The sequence below is a fragment of the Streptomyces sp. MspMP-M5 genome (assembly GCF_000373585.1).
In the GTDB taxonomy this organism is placed as follows: domain Bacteria; phylum Actinomycetota; class Actinomycetes; order Streptomycetales; family Streptomycetaceae; genus Streptomyces.
On sequence record NZ_KB891902.1, the window covers coordinates 48,441 to 68,400 of the forward strand.

The 19,960-nt window shown below is 68.4% G+C and carries 16 protein-coding genes and 1 pseudogene; 10 read left to right on the plus strand and 7 right to left on the minus strand.

Annotated features, from left to right (window positions below):
- Window positions 1-8 precede the first annotated feature (8 nt).
- A complete protein-coding gene (locus B073_RS0123345; protein WP_018540500.1) occupies window positions 9-812 on the minus strand; it encodes a GbsR/MarR family transcriptional regulator in 804 nt (267 codons plus the stop codon).
- A 265-nt stretch (window positions 813-1,077) separates the two neighbouring features.
- Between B073_RS0123345 and B073_RS0123350 the strand changes: the two genes are divergently transcribed.
- From B073_RS0123350 to B073_RS0123360, 3 genes are all read left to right on the plus strand, one after another.
- On the plus strand, window positions 1,078-1,740 hold the full coding sequence (locus B073_RS0123350; protein WP_018540501.1) for a DUF4097 family beta strand repeat-containing protein: 663 nt from the start codon (window positions 1,078-1,080) through the stop codon (window positions 1,738-1,740).
- Window positions 1,741-2,047: 307 nt separating this feature from the next.
- Entirely contained in the window at window positions 2,048-2,266 is a 219-nt protein-coding gene (locus B073_RS0123355) for an EF-hand domain-containing protein (protein WP_018540502.1), read from the plus strand.
- 252 nt (window positions 2,267-2,518) lie between these two features.
- Window positions 2,519-4,039 carry a serine/threonine-protein kinase gene (locus B073_RS0123360; RefSeq protein ID WP_026247653.1) on the plus strand — a complete coding sequence of 507 codons (1,521 nt, stop codon included), beginning with the start codon at window positions 2,519-2,521 and terminating at the stop codon, window positions 4,037-4,039.
- Window positions 4,040-4,170: 131 nt separating this feature from the next.
- Here B073_RS0123360 and B073_RS40810 read toward each other — a convergent pair.
- A pseudogene (locus B073_RS40810) lies at window positions 4,171-4,925 on the minus strand (class I SAM-dependent methyltransferase).
- A gap of 551 nt (window positions 4,926-5,476) precedes the next feature.
- Here B073_RS40810 and B073_RS0123370 point away from each other — a divergent pair.
- The gene (locus B073_RS0123370; RefSeq protein ID WP_018540504.1) at window positions 5,477-5,902 is read left to right on the plus strand and encodes a PPOX class F420-dependent oxidoreductase; all 426 of its coding nucleotides are present in this window, start codon (window positions 5,477-5,479) and stop codon (window positions 5,900-5,902) included.
- A 231-nt stretch (window positions 5,903-6,133) separates the two neighbouring features.
- Here B073_RS0123370 and B073_RS0123375 read toward each other — a convergent pair whose 3' ends face one another.
- Window positions 6,134-7,171 carry a polysaccharide deacetylase family protein gene (locus tag B073_RS0123375; RefSeq protein WP_018540505.1) on the minus strand — a complete coding sequence of 346 codons (1,038 nt, stop codon included), beginning with the start codon at window positions 7,169-7,171 and terminating at the stop codon, window positions 6,134-6,136.
- Window positions 7,172-7,350: 179 nt separating this feature from the next.
- Between B073_RS0123375 and B073_RS0123380 the strand changes: the two genes are divergently transcribed.
- Both B073_RS0123380 and B073_RS0123385 read left to right on the plus strand, forming a co-directional pair.
- Window positions 7,351-8,940, plus strand: a complete 1,590-nt coding sequence (locus B073_RS0123380) for a putative glycoside hydrolase (protein ID WP_026247654.1) — start codon at window positions 7,351-7,353, stop codon at window positions 8,938-8,940.
- A 139-nt stretch (window positions 8,941-9,079) separates the two neighbouring features.
- Window positions 9,080-9,784, plus strand: coding sequence for a serine hydrolase (locus tag B073_RS0123385; RefSeq protein ID WP_267881432.1), 705 nt, complete (start codon window positions 9,080-9,082; stop codon window positions 9,782-9,784).
- Here B073_RS0123385 and B073_RS0123390 read toward each other — a convergent pair.
- On the minus strand, window positions 9,774-10,877 hold the full coding sequence (locus B073_RS0123390) for an aminotransferase class I/II-fold pyridoxal phosphate-dependent enzyme (RefSeq protein WP_158690188.1): 1,104 nt from the start codon (window positions 10,875-10,877) through the stop codon (window positions 9,774-9,776). The two genes, B073_RS0123385 and B073_RS0123390, sit on opposite strands and share 11 nt — an antisense overlap.
- 1,545 nt (window positions 10,878-12,422) lie before the next feature.
- On the opposite strand from B073_RS0123390, the gene B073_RS0123395 reads away from it, so the two are divergent.
- Window positions 12,423-13,022, plus strand: coding sequence for a hypothetical protein (locus B073_RS0123395; protein ID WP_018540509.1), 600 nt, complete (start codon window positions 12,423-12,425; stop codon window positions 13,020-13,022).
- A 135-nt stretch (window positions 13,023-13,157) separates the two neighbouring features.
- Window positions 13,158-14,372 carry a phosphatidylserine decarboxylase gene (locus tag B073_RS0123400; protein ID WP_018540510.1) on the plus strand — a complete coding sequence of 405 codons (1,215 nt, stop codon included), beginning with the start codon at window positions 13,158-13,160 and terminating at the stop codon, window positions 14,370-14,372.
- Window positions 14,373-14,466: 94 nt separating this feature from the next.
- Here B073_RS0123400 and B073_RS0123405 read toward each other — a convergent pair whose 3' ends face one another.
- Window positions 14,467-15,882: a DUF2079 domain-containing protein gene (locus B073_RS0123405; RefSeq protein WP_018540511.1), complete on the minus strand. Its 1,416-nt coding sequence runs from the start codon at window positions 15,880-15,882 to the stop codon at window positions 14,467-14,469.
- Window positions 15,883-16,002: 120 nt separating this feature from the next.
- Here B073_RS0123405 and B073_RS0123410 point away from each other — a divergent pair, with 120 nt between their 5' ends.
- Window positions 16,003-16,680, plus strand: coding sequence for a response regulator transcription factor (locus B073_RS0123410; RefSeq protein ID WP_018540512.1), 678 nt, complete (start codon window positions 16,003-16,005; stop codon window positions 16,678-16,680).
- Window positions 16,670-18,160 carry a sensor histidine kinase gene (locus B073_RS40815; RefSeq protein WP_018540513.1) on the plus strand — a complete coding sequence of 497 codons (1,491 nt, stop codon included), beginning with the start codon at window positions 16,670-16,672 and terminating at the stop codon, window positions 18,158-18,160. Before B073_RS0123410 ends, B073_RS40815 begins: the two co-directional genes overlap by 11 nt.
- Here B073_RS40815 and B073_RS44295 read toward each other — a convergent pair.
- Both B073_RS44295 and B073_RS0123420 read right to left on the minus strand, forming a co-directional pair.
- Window positions 18,090-18,479 (minus strand): nucleoside-triphosphatase, encoded by a 390-nt coding sequence (locus B073_RS44295; RefSeq protein WP_324608803.1) that lies wholly within the window; start codon window positions 18,477-18,479, stop codon window positions 18,090-18,092. The two genes, B073_RS40815 and B073_RS44295, sit on opposite strands and share 71 nt — an antisense overlap.
- A 62-nt stretch (window positions 18,480-18,541) precedes the next feature.
- Window positions 18,542-19,945 carry a DHA2 family efflux MFS transporter permease subunit gene (locus B073_RS0123420; protein ID WP_158690189.1) on the minus strand — a complete coding sequence of 468 codons (1,404 nt, stop codon included), beginning with the start codon at window positions 19,943-19,945 and terminating at the stop codon, window positions 18,542-18,544.
- Window positions 19,946-19,960 lie beyond the last annotated feature (15 nt).

Consider the following 19,960-nt stretch of genomic DNA (forward strand, 5'->3'; position numbering starts at 1 on the left):
GCCGTGGATCATCCAGGCGCACCGGTCCCCGCACGGTGGGTGGTTGTCCGTCCGTCGTTCGAACTCGGCTCGGTGGCGCTGTTGGGGGTGCGGGTTGTTTCGGTTCTGGTGTAGAGGACTTCGCGTCCCTGGTCGGCGGCGCGGATGAGCGCTTCGCTGACGAAGTCGAGGAAGCGGGCGGCGTTTTCGAGGCGGGCGGCGGCAGGGGTGCCGTGGCCGAGGACGCCGACGCCTTGCCGTGCGGTTTCGATGAACTGGTCGTTGGCTCGGGCGCTGCGGATCATTGCCTGATACCAGAGGTCGTCGTCGACGGTGTAGCGCTCACGGCGGTGGTGTTCGTCGCGTTCCCGGCGGACGAGGTCCTGGCTCTCCAGGAAGGTGATGGCCTTGGAGATGGATGCGGGGCTGACCTGGAGGCGTTGGGCGAGTTGGGAGGCGGTGAGGCTGCCGGTGTCGGTGGTGTAGAGGCAGCCCAGGACCCGGGCCATCATCTTGGGCAGGCCCGAGTTCATATAGACGGTGGTGAGGGCCTCTTGGTAGTCGCGCACGGCCTCGGCGTCGCGTCCGTAGGGTTGCGGGGATGCCTGTGCTCCCGCCGGTGCGGCCTGTCGGCGCCGGTGAGTGCGTTGCTGGGTGGCGCGGTGGGCGAGGTCGGCGCGGTAGGCGGTGGGGCCGCCGTTCCGTGTCACCTCACGCGTGATGGTGGAGGTTGGGCGATCCAGGCGGCGGGCGATCTCGGCGTAGGCCAAGCCGTCGGCCAACCCCGTCGCGATCTGCTGGCGTTCGGCCTGAGTGAGCCTGCCTCCCGGCATTACGGCCCTCCTTCGTGCCCCGCGGGCGCTCTCGTTGGTGCTGCTCGGTGTTCCTCGACGCCCCCACCATAGCGTTCACCGCCAGAGCATTGCAACGGCCAATGAATCTATCGTTGCGTTAAACAAGAGGTCGTTGCAATGATTCTCCCCATTCAACCTGCAGAGATGGCGTTTTGTGGCGAACTCATTGTTGTCCAATCATGGAAAGCAACGTAGCGTTTCTGTCGTTGGGAAACACCGAGTCGTGAGTGCAAGGGAGAGCATGATGCAGAAGTTCGACACCCCCGCCCCGATCGCCGTCGTTCTGGATGTCCCCGCCGGACGTGTCCAGTTCATCGCCGCCGACCGCGCCGACACCGTGGTCGAGGTCCTGCCTGTGAGCGCCTCGAAGAGCCGCGATGTGAAGGCAGTTGAGCAGACCACGGTTGAGTACGCCGACGGCGTCCTGCGGATCGTCTCTGCGGTCAAGGACCAGTACTTCGGCCCCTCCGGTTCGATCGAGGTGACGGTCAAGCTGCCCGCTGGTTCGCGGGTCGAGGCCAGGACCGCCAGCGCCGAACTGAGGACCCTCGGCCGCCTCGGCGACGTCACGTTCGAAGGTGCGTACCGTCAGATCAAGCTGGACGAGACCGCGAGCCTGCGCCTGACCGCGATCGACGGTGACGTCGAGGTCGGCCGACTGGGCGGCCCCGCGGAGATCAGCACCACACGGGGCGACATCCGCATCACGGAGGCCATGGCCGGCAAGGTCGTGCTCACCACCCAGTCCGGCGACATCACCATCGGCGCCGCCACCGGCGTCTCGGCCACCCTGGACGCTGGCACCAGCCACGGCCGCATCAGCAACGCCCTCAAGAACAACGGCGCCGCCGAACTCGACATCCGTGCCACCACCTCCAACGGCGACATCACCGCCCGCAGCCTCTGAGCGAGCAGGGCCAGGACAGGACTGGCCGGCCGGGCCCACCGCCAGGGCGATCGGGCCCACCGCCAGGGCGGTCGGGATCACCAACTGGACTCCTCGGCCGGACAGTTCGCCCGGATCTGCGCGACCGTCCGCGCCGCATGCTCACACCGTGCGCGCCGCGCGCTCACGGAGCTCAGCAGGGGAGGGGACAAACATGCCAGGACTCGATCGTCTCAGGGAATCGAGCGTCCACCAGACCCGGAGCGGTTCAGAGCGGACGGACGGATAATCTGGGCCTGCCAGCAAAGATCGCGGAAGGGCGGAGCACATGGCAGACATCGTGGAGACGGCGGCGCGGAAGGTCTTCGACCGCTACGACATCGACGGGAACGGTCAGGTCACCGCAGCGGAATACCGGCAGGTCGTTGCGGAGTTGGAGGGCTCGGAGATCACCGAGTCGCAGGCTCAGGAGCTGATCGACTCCCTCGACACCAACGGCGACCGCCAGATGTCCTTCGAGGAGTTCTGGGCGGCCATGAATGGCTGACACGGTCGGGTCCGGCACGTGAACGTGCCGGACCCGGTTCGCCACCCTGCCGATGCTGGAACAAGACCACCGCATGGCTCCGTCATGACTGCCGTCAGCGCAACGATCCCGGCGGGAACGGAAGGGGCTGCCCATGGGATGGCGTGAGGTCGGGAAAACTGCTGCTGTGGCCATGCAACCGGCACGCGTCTAGGGTGCTCCCGCAATCTGTCAGGCATGCTCAGGCGTGCGGGGGAAGGTGAAGGTTTCACGGTGTCTGATCTGGGACGGCTCATAGCCGACCGATATCGGTTGGTGGAGCGTGTGGGCCGTGGCGGGATGGGCACTGTGTGGCGGGCCGAGGACGAGGTGCTCGGCCGGTACGTCGCAGTGAAGAAACTGCACGTTCCGCCGCACCTGCACGACGATGAGGTGCGGCGGCTCCACGAGCGCACCCGACGGGAGGCCCGCAGCGCCGCTCGGATCACCCATCCCAACGTGATCGTGGTGCACGATGTCGTCGATGACGAGGGGCTGCCGTGCATCGTCATGGAGTACATCCCCGCGGTGACACTGAGCGACGTTGTGAAGCGGCAGGGTACGGTGCCACCCGGCGAGGCGGCCCGGATCGGCCGCGCCATGGCCGCGGCGTTGCGCGCCGCGCACGACGCCGGAGTGCTGCACCGGGACGTCAAGCCCGCCAACGTTCTCCTGGGGAGCGACGGACGGATCGTCCTCACCGACTTCGGGATCGCCGTGGAGCCCGGAACGCCGTCACTGACCAAGACCGGCGAGTTGGTCGGCTCGGTCCAGTACCTGGCGCCGGAACGCCTCCGGCCCGGCATCGCCGAACCCGGCCCCGCCTGCGACCTCTGGGCCCTCGGAGCGACGCTGTACCAAGCAGTCCAAGGGCACCCCCCGTTCCAGCGGGACACCGCGATCGAGACGGCGTACGCCATCGCCACCGAGGAGTGCCCGCCTCCGGCCAACGCCGGGCACCTCGCGCCGGTGATCGAGGGCCTGCTGGCGAAGGAACCTGACCAGCGCATGGACGCCCAGGAGGCCGAACGCCGCCTGGACCTTGCGACCGGAACGGGAACCGTCCCCCTCGACTCGCCCACGCGATCGGAGGCCCATGCGGACAGTCCGGTGGCTTCTCCGGCGCCGGGTGGCAAGCGCGGCCGCCGCATGGCGCTGTGGATGGTCTCGACCGTAGTGGCGGCCGCTGCCGCGACGGGCGGTGTGCTGCTCTGGCCCGGGGGCGGGGAAGCTTCGCCGAACGCTCACCCCTCGGGGGCCGCCACCTCCAGCCACTCACCGGCCCCCAGTCCTTCGTCGTCGCCATCACCGCCACCACTGCCCAACGGGTACCACCTTGAGCAGGCGGGCCAGGGCTTCTCCGTCCCCGTGCAGGATGGCTGGACTTTGAAGAACATGCCTGGCGGCGAGGTCGCCTACCTCTCCGGGCTGGCCAGTCTGCGGATCGACGTCGTCGAGTTCGCGGGCGGTGATCCTCTTCGGCACTGGCGGGAGACCGAAGAGGCCCAGACACGTCGCGACAACCCGGGCTATGAACGGGTCAGGATGGGCCCCACGACGTTCCGGGGACGGCCCGCGGGATACTGGGAGTTCACGTTCCAGGGCAGAGCACGGGAGTACCGGGCGGTGGAACTGGCCTTCAGCGGCGCCGACGGCACTCAGTACGTGATCTACCTCTCCGCGCCGAACGAGCAATGGGGCCGGTACCGGCCGGTCTTCGACACCACCGTCAAGGGAATCCACCTCCGCGAGTAGAGGGCGCCCATCGGGCCTGAGCGCCACCTCGCCGCACGCCACCTCCGTGCAGCAGCCATCTGGATCAGCTGGCTCAGCAGCTGCTGGAAAGCCCATTGATCACAACCGAAGCGGTCCCCGTCAGAAGCGCCCTAGTCCGCCGAGTCGGCAGTCGACGACGGTAGCTCGACGACGAAGAAGAGGAAGCCGGTTTTGGTCGAAAGGGCTTGGAAGTCGTCGGGGAACAACTCACGGGCGGCCGGGTCGGGCCGCGGCTCGCTGATGACGGAAAGGCGGAAGCCGGCGGTGGTGAAGGCATCGGTCATCGCGTGCAATGGCTTGCGCAGAACCTCATCGGGAAGAGTTGCCCGTTGAACGACCAGTCGAAGGTATAGCTGGTGGTCGCAAAGTAGTCGGGCCGAGGATCCTGGATCGTGTAGGCCACGAAAGGGTGGTCCACCGACGCGATCAGCCGGCCGCCGGGCTTGAGCACTCGCCGTATCTCGGCCAGCGTCGGCCCCCAGTCCTCCAGGTAGTGCAGCACCAGCGACGCGACCACGTCGTCGAACGCACCGTCGGCGAACGGCAGGGGGCCGCTCAGGTCGACCACGTGCAGGTCCGCTTCGTCGCCGAGCCGCCGCCTGGCTAACGCCAACATCCCGGTGCTGGCGTCGATGCCGGTGACGTCGGCACCGCGGTCGCGCAGCGCAGCGGACAGGCAACCTGAGCCGCAGCCGGCGTCCAGCATCCGGCGGCCGGCCACGTCTCCGGCGAGGGCGATCATCGCGGGCCGCTCGTAGTACGCGTTCATCAGGCTGTTCTCGTTGTCCGCCGCGTACGCCTCGGCGAAGCTGTCGTAGTCGTTCTCCTGGGCCGGGTCCGCAGACTGGGAGAGGTTCTCGGGCACGTCGGTAACGCCTTTTATCGTGGCAGCCTATGGGCACATGACGCGCCGCACAGTACCCGCTCGCTGACCATCCGTCCGGTGAACTGCAGCCTGCCCGCGGCCTGTTCTGACACTCCACCCCAGGCACCACCCCCCGAACACGACATCTGGATCCACCACGGTTTCAGCGGCGCCAGGGGCTCCGGAGCAGGCCAGCCATTGATCAGGGCGAGCAGGGCGGGGTGGGTGCCTGGATCGACGGGTTGGTAGCCGTACGGGGGGCGGCACCACCCGGCACCCGGCGCTGGGATCCACAGACGGGGGCACCATCGTCGTCGAAGAGTGCGGCCATGACGGTGAATTGGTTGCCGTAGCAGGCGCGTTCGCAGGAGCCGATGACGAGGGTTGATGAGGGTGTCGAAGTCCCGGTCGGGGGCGGCGAGCGAAGCCAGGCAGGGGTGTGGGGCCACCCGGGTGTCCGACCGAACAGCACCGGGGCGGGTTCCGCCGATCACGATAGGTTGGTGAGCTGGGGACCCTGCCGATGAGCTCTCAGGAGAAGGGATCAACCCATGACCGATCTGCCGCCTGAACTGCGCGATCTGATCGCCTCCGGCCCCATGGCCCACCTGAGCACCATCAATGCCGACGGGAGCCCGCAGGTCACCGTCATCTGGATCGGTTTGGAAGGCGATGATCTCGTCAGCGGCCACATGTCGCGGCATGTGAAGCTGCGCAACATCGAGCGGGACCCGCGGGTGGTGATCTCCTTCGACGCCCCACGAAAACCCGGCGTCTTCTTGAACCCCTACGCCGTGTTGCGGGCGAGAGCCACCGTTCAGCCGAGCGACACCGCATGGGACCTGCTCAACCGCTTGGCGAAGACCTACATCTCTCCCGATGCCGAGTTCCCGGGGGAGAAGAAGCCCGGCTACATCGTGCGCTACTCCGTCGAACGCATCGGCGGCGTCGGCCCGTGGGCGCCGACCGCGCACTGAGCTGCGAGAACTGACGGGGAGCAGCGGGAGCAGCCTTCTCGGAGTCGGATGGCGCTGGAGACTTCCGTAGCCGACCCGGCTCCCGGCTCCCGGCCCCCGGCTGCCCTCCGTACGCACCATGGCCTTGGCCTTGGCCTTGCCGTGATCTTGGTGGTCGGCATCGTCTTCGTCCTGCCGCTCTCCATGACCTCCTTGATCATTGAAGTTCGGGTCCCGCATGCGGTTGCCCGTTCAGTATGGCCGGGCGGCCTGCCGGTGGGCCGGGGCGAGGCGGGCCGCCTCGGACCTGGGGAAGCTGATCTTCTTCGGGTCTCCGTCCGAGGTGTACCGCTTGACGGTGCCGTCGCGGAGCTTGTCCAGCCAGGCGGTCGAGGTGAACTGGGCGTCGGGACCGGTCGCCGCCTGGGAGCGGATCCGTGGGATCGCCCCCGGGTCGAAGGCGGTCGAGAAGGGGGAGGGGGCGGGGTTGGCTCCCACCAGATAGACGCCCTGGTGCTGGTAGCGCACGCCGTCGGCGGCTCCTTTCAGCACCAGTTGCCGGGAGCGGGACATCGAACCGTTGGGAAGTGCCAGCGACACCACCGGCAAGCCGGGCACGGCTTGGTTGATCGCCCTTTGGTTGTCGGCGATGGCCTGCTGGGCGGTGGTGTCGTCCACCGTCCCCAGTGCGGTGTGCCGCAGGGTGTGGTTGCCGACCTCGAATCCGTGGGTGACGAGCCAGTCCAACGACTTTCGGCCGCCCGGCTCGCGGAACGGGTCGGCGTTGACGAAGAAGGTGGCCACGGGGCGGAACCCGGGGTGCTTCCGGGCGACGTCCAGCAGGATGCCCACCGCGGTGTCGGACGCGGGCCGGCCGTCCGTGCTCAGGCGGAACTGGCTGGCGGTCGAGTCGTCGAAGGTCAGCACCACAGGGTGGGTACCGGCGGGGATGTCGATCTTCCCGCTGCTGAACTCCCGCGCGGTGACCGGTACGTATCTCTCCCGTGCCAGCCGTTCCAGCTCGGCACGGAAGTCCTGCGGTGTGCGGTCGTACACACTCCGGGGCTCGGCCACCAGCTGGTGGTACATCAGCACCGGGACCGCACCGAGCTCGTCGGCCTGCACTGTCGCCGGGTCGGCGACCGCTGCCTGCCCGCCGGCCTTGTGCGCCCGTCCCGACAGTGCGCCCTGGCCCCCCTCCGGCGGGGACTGGGCTGCCGAGCAGGCGGTGAGCAGCAGGATGGCCGATGCGACGAAGACCGCGCCGCCGCTTCGGTGGGATGGACGCATGATGCCTCCGGATATCAACGAGATGCTTCCCCTCGCCTCCCAGCCTCGGGCAAAAGCGTGACGCACACCCCGGCGCGATGGGCCGAATGCATGATTACCCGCTCGAAACCTCTTGGGCGGACGGCGTGGCGGCTATGTCATGACGCAAGGAAACCTCTTTCGAGAACGGCAGAGTGGACATGCGCGCAAAACGACCCCGAACGCGATTCGCCGTCATAGCCATATCCCTGGTGGTCCCGGCCTGCACGGCGCTCGGGGCCTTCGCGATACAGTCCTTCTCCCGCCAGCTGCGGGTCGAAGGGATCGGCAGCGAGGGCGTGTTGGGCCGATCCGACGTCAGCAACCCGCGCCTTGCGATCACAGCCAAGGAAGGGACCGACCTGGCCGAGCTGGAGGTGCGGCTCGACGGGAAGCGGGTGCACACCCACCGGGCCGACGGCCGCCTGATACTCGACGCCCCCGCGCTCGCCGAGGGCAGCCACGAACTCACGGCCACATCCCACAGTGGCCTGCCCTTCCTGCACGACATATCCCGGACGTTCACTGTGGACACCACCGCACCGAAGCTGCGGCTGTCCCCCGCCCGGGCCGCCAGGCCCGGCGCACCGGTGACGGTAAGCGGCCGGGTCGAGGACGCCGGGCAGGTGAAGGTCTCCATAGCCGGTGCGCCCGTGCCCGTCGGCGACGACGGCACCTTCTCCCGGCGGCTCGCACAGCCCCCCGCCCGTATCGAGGTGGCGGCCACGGACGCGGGCGGCAACGTCACCCGCACCGACGTGAACGCGGTCGCGTCCTATCCCCTCACCCGGGCCGCGCACCTGACCGCCATCGGCTGGGCGTCGTCCGAGGTCCGCGAGCCGGTTCTCCAGCTCATCAAGGACAAGAAGCTCAACGCCGTCGAGCTGGACATCAAGGACGAAAACGGCGAGGTCGGCTACGACTCCTCCGTGCCGCTGGCCCGGCAGATCGGCGCCGTGAAGAACCGCTATGACGCACGCAAGGTGATCGACACCCTGCACGGCATGGGAGCCCGCGTCGTCGGCCGCATCGTCGCCTTCCGCGACCCCATCCTTGCCCAGGCATCCCACAGCCAGGGCAAGGACCACCGCCTGGTCCAGGCTCCTGACGGCAGCCCGTACAACGGCGGCCACTACGGCAAGCTGGCCTTCACCAACTTCGCCGATCCCGAGGTCCGCCAGTACAACATCGCCCTGGCCACCGAAGCGGCCAAGCTGGGCTTCGACGACATCCTGTACGACTACGTGCGCCGCCCCGACGGGAAGCTCTCCACCATGCGCTTCCCCGGCCTGGGCAACCAGACCCCCGAAAAGTCCATCGCCGAGTTCGTCGCCGACACCCGCCGCCGCGTCCGGCCCGAAGGCGCCTACCTCGGGGCCTCGGTCTTCGGCATCGCCGCCACCCGGCCCACCGAAATCGCCCAGGACATCCCCGCGATAGCCCAACAGGCCGACTACATCGCCCCCATGGTCTACCCCTCGCACTGGGCCGCCGGTGAGTACCGGGTCGCCAGCCCGAACGCCAGCCCGTACGACATCGTCAACCGGTCGTTGGCCGACTTCGCCAAGCAGGTCAAGGGCACCGGAGCCACGATCGTCCCCTGGCTCCAGGACTTCTCCCTGGGCGTCCACTACGGCCCCGGCGAAGTCGCCGCCCAGATCAGAGCGGCGTCCGTGGACGGTATGAACTCCTTCCTGCTCTGGAACGCCGGAGCCACGTATCAAGCGGCGGCACTGACCACCCTGCGGTGACAAGAACCCGGCGCCGTCGGCCGCACTCCCGCTGGTCGTCGAGAGGGTGCAGTGGATCGACCCACCGTCAATTGACCCGGTCTGGATACGATGGGGTGTGCTTTCGGTGGTTGTGGCGCCTTGGCGGTGTGCTCCGGTGGTGCTGCGGAATGCGGAGGTCCCACACGATGCGGCCAGCACCATGAAGGTGGCTGTGCTGGCGGCCTTGTACCGCAGCGGTGTGGATCTGGAGATGGCCGTGCCCGTGGTCAACCGCTTCAGGTCGGTCACCGGCGGGGTGTACGGAAACAGCCGCGAGGCGGACAGCGATCCGCTGCCGTGGGGCCGGCTGGGCGGCGCGGCGTCGCTGCGCTGGCTCGCCGAGCGGATGGTCACCCACTCGTCAAACCTGGCCACCAACCTGTGCCTTGCGCAGGTGGGGCACGAGCGCGTTGCCCGTGTGTGGCAGCAGGCTCACAGCACGGGCAGCGCCAGCCCACGTGGCATCGAGGACTACGCCGGGCGCGCGGTGGGCGTGCACAACCGGGTGACCGCCCTCGACCTGGTGCGGCTGCTGGAATCGCTGGAGCCGGAGCTGCTCACGCTGCTGGAGGGAAACGTCCACCGAGTGGACCTCGCCGCCGGGGTGCCGACCGGTACCCGACTGGCAGGCAAGAACGGATGGTTCCCCGGGATACGGCACAGCGCCGCCGTGATCCACCCGCCCGACGCCGCCTCGTACACGCTCGCCGTCTGCTACAGCGGGCCGCTCGCCTCCGGGCATGATGTCGACGATCCCGCTGCCAGGCTGCTGGCCCGTATCTCGGCCGGTGTCTGGCGCCGCCGCCATACGCTCACCGGCTGACGTCCGCCGCAGGCTCTGGCACCGCGGCGGTGGCCATCAGTGCTTGGATGGCCGGGCCGTTGAGCAGGTTGATGCGGATGTAGCCGGGATAGCCGTCGAGTTCAAAGTGTTTCGCGTCGAGCGCCAGGAACCACCGGTGCGGCACCCGTGGTTGGGCGAAGAGGAAGAATCCGGTTTCGATCGGTGCCTGAGCGGCCAGAGCGCCGCTGGCCGAGAGCATCGAGTGGTTGTCCCGCACATGCTGGACCAGCGCGCCGTTGCTGCTGCCGAGCATGAGGTCGGCCGCTCGGTGGGCGAAGAGCCGGTCGGAGACCGCGACATCGCCGTGGAAATTGATGTGCAGTTCAGCCAGCTCCGCACGCAACTTCGCGGGAACGAGCAGGTGAGCGCACCGATAGCCGTGGATCGACAGGTACTTCGTAGGACAGATCATGCGCAGCGTCTGCTCGATCGGGAGATGCGCGCTCGCCTCACCCGGCGCTCCGTCCCACGGCATGTACTGGAACGTCCCGTCGACGAACACCAACGAGCCCGTCGCCCGCTGCCAGGCGCCGATGGTCTCCAGCACATCCAAGGGCACCCGCCGTCCGGCGTACCAGACCGGGTCGGTCAGCAGCAGAACGGTCCGTTCGTCGGGCAGGCGGAGGTCGAAGTCGGGCTGGAAGGCGTGGCGCCGGGCGACCGGCACGGGCTCGATTCCCAGCCGCTGAAAGAGGTAGGCCAGCTTGTAGTAGACCGGCGGAACGTAGTGGACGCGCCTGCGGCCCGTCAGGGCCAGCCAGGTGGCGAACGTGCCGAGGAGGGCGCTGGACCCACCGCCTGGGATGACGTTGCGCAGTGTGTAGGGCGCGCCGTCGTACTGCCGGTGCATCGCCGCGACCTTGGACCGCAGGGCGGTGTCCTCGTCCAGACCGGAGTAGCGGGTGACATCCGCGAGGCGGTGCGGAGCGGCGTCGGCGAGTTCCCCGAGGTACTCCGCGACGAACGGGTGCCCACCGTTGTAGTCGGAGACGAAGACCCGGGCTCCGGGCTGCTGCCGTTCGGCCTCGATGCGTTCGTGCCACTCCAGCATGCGAAACAGCGACGGCCTCATGCGCTCTCCTACGCTCCTCGACGGCTACGCCCCACGCCGCCGTCACTGCCTGCGGTGACACCGGTCCGGGCGGGCGGCTGCGGCGCGCTCGCGCGGGCGTCTCATGGGTGTTGGCGTTGGCTTTCGGCGCGTGCGTAGACATATGCCCTGGTGGCGACTGGCTTCCGGACCGACGCAGCAACTGTCACGGCAGGAACGCGGTGATCGCCAGGAGTCCCGCCGTGTCCGCAGCGGAATCGGCCGCCAGGCACCCGACCGGAAAACGGTGTCCACGGCACCGCACGACTCACCGGTACAACGACGGGTCGCCGGCCCCTTCCGTACAGTGCCGACCTGTCCGTTCACCTCCCTGCGCACGTCTGCCGGCGGGAGCCGCCGTCGGTTCGTACTTGGCCGCGTCAGGTGCCCCGCAAGTCCGCCATACGAGCCGATCCGGTCGCCGACAGCCGACGCGATGATGGCCGGAAACCGGGGGAGGGTCGATTTCATGGCGACTTCAGCCTTATGCCCGTGTCTGCGACCGCTTTCCGCCGACCCCTGTCCGTGGCTGCCGTGTGGGAGCGGCCAACGCAATCAGTCGTGCCCCGGACCGCCTCCGTGGCACTGCCCGACGGTCCGGGACGTCCGATGCCCCACAGGCGATCGAGGCTCCCCGTCCGACGGAGATCCCCGTTCCGGCGAAGGGGCGACCACGCCGACCGAGAGCGCAGAGCTTCGTTTTCCCTTCCCCTGGCGCGGACTCCCCTGGAGCCGGCCGAGGAGTACCCACGACCGGGGGCGTACCAACCAGTCATGAGGGTCGCCCTGCCCACCGGCGACCGTGCCTGGCTGGTGACCCGCTACGCCGACGTGCGGCAGATCTCCTCGGACCCACGATTCAGCCGGGCCGCCGCCGTGCGCTCCGGAGCACCCCGGGCCAATACCGTCGGCCCCGACCCGGAATCCAGTCGGTGCCCCCGGCCGCAGGCAGGCCGAATGACGGCGCAACCGTCGCCCCCGGCTCGTGCCCGTGGAACCTCGCCGTCGAACTACCTGCCACCGTCCCCCGCCAGGTGCGGGTGCGCAGCTTTTGGCCCTCGACGTCGAGGCCGGCACGCTGCGGATCGAGCTCGTTAATGCGTGCGAAGAGAGGTCGCCCGCCCTGGTTCCACGGTCCGGTGAGGTCGCGGTCGTGGGCCTGCCGCTGGTGGAAGTGCTCGGCGGCCCCTGTGGTGTCATGCCTGGTCCCGCGGGCAGCAAGACGGTACGGGCGCAGGTGCTGCCGGCCCCAAGCGCCGATCGGGGCGCCTGCCGTTGGCGGTCTCTTCCGTTCTCGGCAGGTCTTCACCCTTCGCTGACTTGCGGCAGACAGGGCAGGGATTTCAGCCTTCTTGGCCGCACGCTCACCCCAACACCATGACTACATCTAGCTCTTGATCGAGCACTCATCGTGACGGAATCGTTGGGCCCTGCTCAGCGCTGACCGTCGGCCAGGCAAATCACCGCCCCTGTGCCGACGGTGCGTCAGATGAGCATGTCCCCTTCCGAGAAGAGAACGGAGAGGTAATGAAGCTCAGGAACAGTGTCGCGGCCGTCATCGTCGCGTGTGGACTCGCAGTGACCGGCGTAGCGGGAACTGGTGCGGCACAGGCGGCCGCGCCGGCCTCCGCGTCGGTCGCCCACGGGGTGAAGGCGGCGGACCAGCTGTCCCTGCAGCAACTCCTCGATGCAGCCGCGGACGAGGTCCACATGACGTTCCCGAACGCCACACTCATGGTGGCCGACGGCAGCTCGCCCAGCGGCAAGACCCAGGACATGTCCGACGTGACCGACTGGCGGCTCGTCTACAACACCAACGACAGCACCTCCCGCATCAAGTCGATCGAACTCCACGCCACGCTCGAGGGCGAGATCGACCAGCCGATCTACCACACGTCGTCCTGGGCAGGCGTCATGCCCATCACCGACCAGGCCGGCCTGACACCCGACGAGGCGTACAGCGTCCTCCAGGACGCCGGACACGGAGGCGCGTACCAGTACGTCTCGCTGGTCAAGCCCCTCGTGGCCCGGCCGCACCTGCAGTACCACTTCTCCAACATCCGCGGCGGCTGCGACGGGTACGCGGTGAACGTCTCCGACCTCGCCGTCAACCCCATCTGCGGCTGACCGCACACCTCACCTGGCGGGGACGACGTGACCGCGCCTGTCCCCGCCGCCTCCAGGCATCGAGAGCATCCGCCCAAGGCACCGAGGGCGTCAACGTCCCCTCAGGCGGCAGGAGACAGAAGGCAGGAGAAAGTGATGCAGGGCGACGAACGGTACTCAGAGAACCTCGACGAGTTCATCAAGAAAATCACCCTGTGGTACGAAAACGACCACGAGGGTTTCAAGACCATGTACGACGCCGCCGTCAAGAACGTGGTCCCGTACCCGGAAGACACACCTGTCGAGGTCCAATACGACTGGAAGGACCGGGATTTCGACTGCCTGTGTGAGTTCTTCAGGGAATGGTACGAGTGGCATCCCGGCGTTAACGACGGGCTGGACTACATCGAGAAGTTCAGCTGGCTCACCTACGAGAACGACTACGGCATGGTCTTCGCGACCTCCGGCCCGGGGTACAAGATGACCGCCGACTTCACGCACCTGCAGGGCCTGCAGATGGACGCGGACACGCCGGAGTCCCAGGAACTCATCGCGGAGTGGGTCAAGGAACTCGGGAAGAAGCGAATGGCCGACTACCGGCCCGGCCCCTGGAAAAGCTTCAACGATTTCTTCATCCGGCAGCTCAAGGAGGGTAAGCGGCCGATCGACGCCAAGGACGACGACAGCGTGGTGGTCGCTCCGGCCGACTGCGTCATCAACATGATCGTCGACGACCTGACCGAGACCACGCCGATCCCGGTCAAGACGGTGACCATGAACGTCAGGCAGCTGCTGGAGAACTCCGAGCACGCCCACCGCTTCCTCGGCGGGACAGCGGTGTCCTGCATCCTGATGCCCGACAGCTACCACTGGTATCACTCCCCGGTCAGGGGCGAGGTGGTGGAGGCCCGCGATGACATCGGCGGTGTCTACTACGGGATGCGGGACTTCCCCGAGCTCCTCAACAAGGGAAACGTCGGCTACGGCTACGACTACGCGATGTTCGACAACTTCCGCCGGGGATACGTCGTCATCAAGACGCAGTACCTGGACGTGGAAGGGAAACCAGACGGCGAAGGATACGTCGGGGTGGTGCCCGTCGGCCTCAACTCGATCGCCTCCGTGAATTTCCTGGAGAAGTTCAAGGGGCCGATCAAGACGCCCGTCCTGGTGGAAAAGGGAGAGCAGATCGGTAACTTCAAGTACGGTGGATCGCTGAACATTCTGCTGTTCGAACCCGGACGGTTCCCCGCACTGCAACTGCTCCAGGGCCAGCGCATCGGGGTCCTGGAACAACTGAAGCGCACGGCCGGGCTGTTCACCGGCTCCTATCACACACAGTCCCGGCGTCGCCGCCCGCTGGCTCCGTGATCCCGCTGCCGAACGGAAGGTGAACCGTGTCCTTCGACGACCTCGTCGTCCATGCCGCATGTATGAGCCTGCGTGGCTGCCCTGGGTTGCCCTCTCATCGGTCGGCGAGCCGGTAGAGCTGGATGCCGGATCGCTCCATGACCAGTCGGTAGCCGAGTGAAGGAATATCCGGCAGGCGGGGCAGCTCCCAGGGGAAGTCAGGCATGCCACCCCGGGCGGGGTCGCTGATCAGCAGCCACTGCGGCTTGGTGCCGTTGTCCAGGACCTGCGGGAACCGGTAGACGTGGGCCCGCGAAGTGAGTTGCGGGGCGAGGTAGTTGACGGCTCCGATCTCGGCGCCGTCGGGTACGGCGGCCATGACCTCGCGGGCCGGGCCGGCCCAGGGGCTGGGCCGCCACGCGGGACCGGCCAGATCCCGCAGTGGCAGAAACGGAAGGGCCAGCAGGCTTGCCGCGACGCTGACCGCCACGGCCCGCGTGACCAGCCCGGATCGGTTCAGCCTGCCCAGCGCGTCGGCGAAGGCGAGGAACACGATGGGCATCAAGACGGCGCTGTAGTGGTAGTCGAGCCCCCAGTACGCCGGATTCGTCGACCAGAAGCGCCAGGCGAGGGTAGGCAGCGCGAGGAGGACCAGCGGTGAGCGCAGTGCGAGGAATGCGGTCGGGGCGAGCAGCGCGAGCAGGGTGCCGAGTTTCTGCGGTGGCAGGAGCAGCCGGGTGAGCGGATCACCGGCGGCCTGCGTAGCGGTGTGGAGGTAGTCGTAGTGGCCGTCGGGGTTGAAGGCCGGGATGACGACCAGCACGATCAGCAGGCCGGACAGCACACCGTAGGTCAGTACGGCGGTACCCAGGCGGCGACGGCCGCACAGCAGGATGTACAGACCGATCGCGGCGACGGTCAGCGGCAGGTCTTCCTTGACCAGGACCAGTGGCAGTGCCCAGGCTGCCGCGGAGCGCCAGCGACGCAGGGCCAGGCGTTCCAGGCAGCAGGCGACCAGGGGAACCGCGAAGGCTATCTCGTGGAAGTCGAAGGCGACGGTCTTCTGCAGGCCCCAGGACAGGCCGTAGGCGATGCCGATCGCGGTGCCGAGCCGTGGGGTGGTGGTGCGGATCGCCAGCCGGGTGACCGGGATGACGGACAGCGCGAGCAGTGCGGCCTGGGCGGTGAGCAGGGTCAGCGGGGTCGGGAAGAGCCGGTAGAGCGGGGCGAGGGTGGCCAGGATCGGGTGGAAATGGTCACCGAGGAGGTTGTAGCCGGCGCCCTTGAGCTCGGAGACGGGGACGCGCAGGTGCGCGTAGGCGCGGCTGGCCTGCTCGAAGATGCCCAGGTCGTAGCCGGTGGAACGGAGCTGGAGGTGCTTGGAGACCGACAGGGCGGCATAGGCGGCGAAGAACAACACAGCCAGCAGGTGCGGGCGGCCTGCGCGTCGCCGGTGGGTGTCCCCGCCGCGGGGCGGCACCGGGTCAGTGAACGGGCGGGGACGGGGGCGGGACAGGGCGGTGGACGACACCGGGCACTCCTGCGGGACGCGGACACGGGCGTCCACCGTCGGCCAGTCCGCATGAAGCAGCGATGAAGCCACATGAAGCGATCTTCATGTGGAGATTCGTGAGCATGGCACGATTGCGGCATGCGCGTGCTGGTGGTGGAGGACGAGGAGCGGCTGGCTTCCGTGCTCCGCCGCGGCCTGGAGAGCGAGGGCTACGCCGTCGACGTGTGCCATGACGGCCGCCACGGCCTCTGGATGGCCCGGCAGCAGCCCTACCAGGCGATCATCCTGGACATCATGCTCCCCGGCCTGGACGGGTACCGGGTCTGTGACCGGCTGCGACGCGAGGACGTCCGCACCCCGATCCTGATGCTCACCGCCAAGAACGGCGAGTACGACGAGGCGGAGGCCCTGGACACCGGGGCCGACGACTACCTGACCAAGCCGTTCTCCTATGTGGTGCTGCTGGCCCGGCTACGGGCCTTGATCCGCCGCGGCGGCCCCGTGCGCCAGCCCGCCGTGCAGATCGGTGACCTGCACCTCGACCCCGCCACCCGCCGATGCCGCCGCGGGGGGACCGAGATCGAGCTCACCGCCAAGGAGTTCGCCGTCCTGGCCTGTCTCGGGCTGCGGGCGGGAGAAGTGGTGAGCCGCGCCGACCTGCTGGAACAGGTCTGGGACGCTCATCACCAGACCGCCAGCAACATCATCGACGTCCACATCAGGGCACTGCGCCGCAAGATCGACATCCCGTTCGGCCGCTCCACCATTCATACGGTGCGCGGCGTCGGCTACCGGCTGGTCGACGATGCTCGGTAAGCGCCTGCCGATCCGACTCCGCGCCGCCCTGGCCGCGGCCCTCACCGCCGCCCTCGCCTTCACCGCCGGGGCGTTGTGGCTGCGCAATGAGGTCTACGCCTCGAAAATGGCCGACACCCGCAACCGGGCCCGAGCCAGCCTGGACGTCATCGAGCAGCGCTACAAGAGCGGTAACGGCAGCGCCCAGGCCCTCTTCCAGAGCCCCGACACATGGGTGATCGTCGACCCCAAGGGCCGGTTCGTCGAAGGCGACCCCGACCTGAAGCCTTTCGTACCCGCCCCGCTGTACGGGCTCCCTGACCGCACGGGACCGACCGTCCCCATCGAGCAGGACCTGCACCTGGGCGCCGTCGGTCGCGATGCCGGGCCCGGCAGCAGACAACTCGACGGCCGCGAACTCAGGGTGGTGACCTCGGCCTTCCACGCCCCCGGCCTGCTCGACGGCCGGCCGACCGCCCCCGTCGAGAACCTCACCCTGCACATCCTCGTCACCCCCCAGGACGCCGAAGAGGCCGTCGCCACCGTCGACCATGTGCTCTACGCCGGCCTTCCCGCGGCCGTCCTCCTGGTGGCGCTGATCGTCTGGGCCACCACCTCACGGGCCCTGCGCCCCGTCGAGGACATCCAACAGCGCCTGCGCGCCATCACCAGCCGTGATCTGAGTCTGCGCGTCCCCGTCCCACCCCGCCACGACGAGATCGCCCGCCTGGCCGCCACCACCAACGACACCCTCGACCGGTTGGAACAAGCCGCCGAGCAACAACGACGTTTCACCGCCGACGCCTCCCACGAACTGCGCACCCCCCTCGCCGCACTGCGAGCAGACCTCGAAGTGGCCCTGCACTACCCCGACACCACAAACTGGCCCGACGTCATCCGCGACACCCTCGGCGACGCCGAACGCCTTGAACAGCTCACCGAAGACCTCCTCCTGCTCGCCGACCTCGACAACCACACACTGCCCACCGTCCACCCCGTAGAACTGGGCGCCCTGGCCCAAAAGGCAGTCGCACAGGCACGCCGGCACGCCCCCACCTCCCTCCAGATCGACTGCCCGACAAGCGACCACATCACCCTCCACGGCGATGCGCGCCAGCTGGAAAGACTCCTGCGCAACCTCCTCGACAACGCCGTGCGGCACGCCCGCAGTCACGTCCTGGTCACCGTCTCCGCTCACGCCGCCACCGCCCTGATCGAAGTCCGTGACGACGGCCCCGGCATCCCCGCCGAGCACCGCGAAAGGATCTTCGAACGCTTCACCCGCCTCGACGCCTCCCGCAACCGCACCAGCGGAGGCACCGGCCTCGGTCTGGCCATCGCCCGCGAAATCGTCCACCACCACCGCGGCGCCCTCACCCTCAGCGACCCCCAGCCCACTACCGGAGCCCACTTCGTCGCCACACTCCCGCTCACCCCCGACACCGCAACCACGCCCGAGACGGCAGCCGGAACGCCCGGACAGCGCTCTTCCACCGGGTGACCTTTCCGGGACCGCAGCGGAACAACGGGGCGTTGGCCGTGTGCCTCGGGCGGTTCGCTCGGGTCACCGGGACGAGTGCGATGCCGGCTCGCCGCTTGAGGGCGTCGGTGAACGGGTCACTCTTCGCGTGGACCGTGGCGACGATGTCGATGTCGGACTCGAACGGGCACCGGACAGCGTCTTGGAACGCGGTGCACACCAGTTCCATACGCCCGAGTTCGTCGATCAGCACCAGTGTCTCGGGAACCGGTTCGGTCGCCGCTGACGGGCCGGCCGCCCACCGTCGAGCAACTCCTGCGCCGGGCCGCCCATCAGGCACACACCGGGGAGCCGACTTACGGGTGGGGCGCTGGGGATGTGCTGAGCTGACAGGCGCCTGATTCAATCCGCTGGGTCGAGCCGGCTGGTGACTGGCTGCGCTTCCCCTGGTGTCGTCATGCTCGGCGAGCCGGCCACTCCGCCGTCGTGTCCCGGCCGCCGCCTGGTGGTGAGCAGTGCGACGGCGGTGACGGCGAGGCCATCGAGAGTGAGGAAGGCCCACGGCAGGCGCACGCCGTCGCCGAGGAGGTGCGGGCTTGTTGATGACTTGAGCTCGACCGCCAGCAGCCCTCCCAGGACGGCAACGCCCAGGGCATTGCCGAACTGACGCGTGGTGGCACCCACCGCCGAGGCGACCCCGGCCTGGTTGGCCGGCATACCGCTGACGACGATGCTGGTGATCGGCGGGTTGACCAGGCCGAACCCGGCGCCCAGCAGCACATAGGCGAGTGCGACCTGCGCGTAGGGGGTGGCGGGGCTCAACCCGAGAAGCACCGCGCTGCCCGCCGTCATGAACAGGCCGGCGGCAGTCAACGGCAGGCGGGGCCCGTAACGGGCCACCAACCAGCCGCCCAACGGCCCTCCGGCAGCGATCGCCACCGTGGCCGGCAGCAGAGCCACCCCGGCGCTTCGCGCGGACAGCCCCCGCTCCTGCTGCAGGTACAGCGTGCTGACGAGCAGGAAGCCGGCCAGCGCGATGAACGCCAGCAGAGCGATCACATTCGCACCGGTGAACGGAGGGCTCCGGAAGTACCGCAGGTCCAACATCGGTTCGCGCTGCCCGAGTTCGACCGCGACGAACGCGATGAGCGCGACGGCAGCGAGCACAAGACCAGTCACCGTCAGTGGGCTGGCCCAGCCATCCCTGGGCCCCTGGACCAGCGTGTAGGTCAACGTGGCGAGAAACACCATCATCAAGCCCTGTCCGAGCGGGTCCGCCCGACGAGGTCGGGCTGCCCGGGACTCGGGCACGAACCGGGGCGTGAGCACCAGTGCGGCCAGGCCGAGCGGGACGTTGACCCAGAACACCGCGCGCCAGCCCGCGGCACTCACGAGCAGCCCGCCGGCCAGTGGCCCACAGGCGGTGGCCACGCCGAAGATCCCGCTCCACACCCCCAGTGCCTTGTCCCGCTCACCAGGGTCACGGAAGACATCGCGCACGATCGACAGCGAAGTCGGAGTCAGCGCAGCCCCGCCGATGGCCTGAACCACCCGCGCGGCGACCAGCGTTTCCAGGTTCATCGCCACGCTGCACAGCGCCGAGCCCACGGTGAAAACCAGCAGCCCGAACAGGAACAGTCGACGTCGCCCCAACCGATCGCCGAGGGAGCCGGCCAGCAGGAGCAGGCTGCCCAGCACCAGCAGGTAGGCATCCATCACCCACTGCAGTGCGGTCAGATCGCAGGCCAGACTGGTCTGGATCGTGGGCAACGCGACGTTGAGGATGGTGTTGTCCAGATAGGTCATGAACAGCGAGAGACC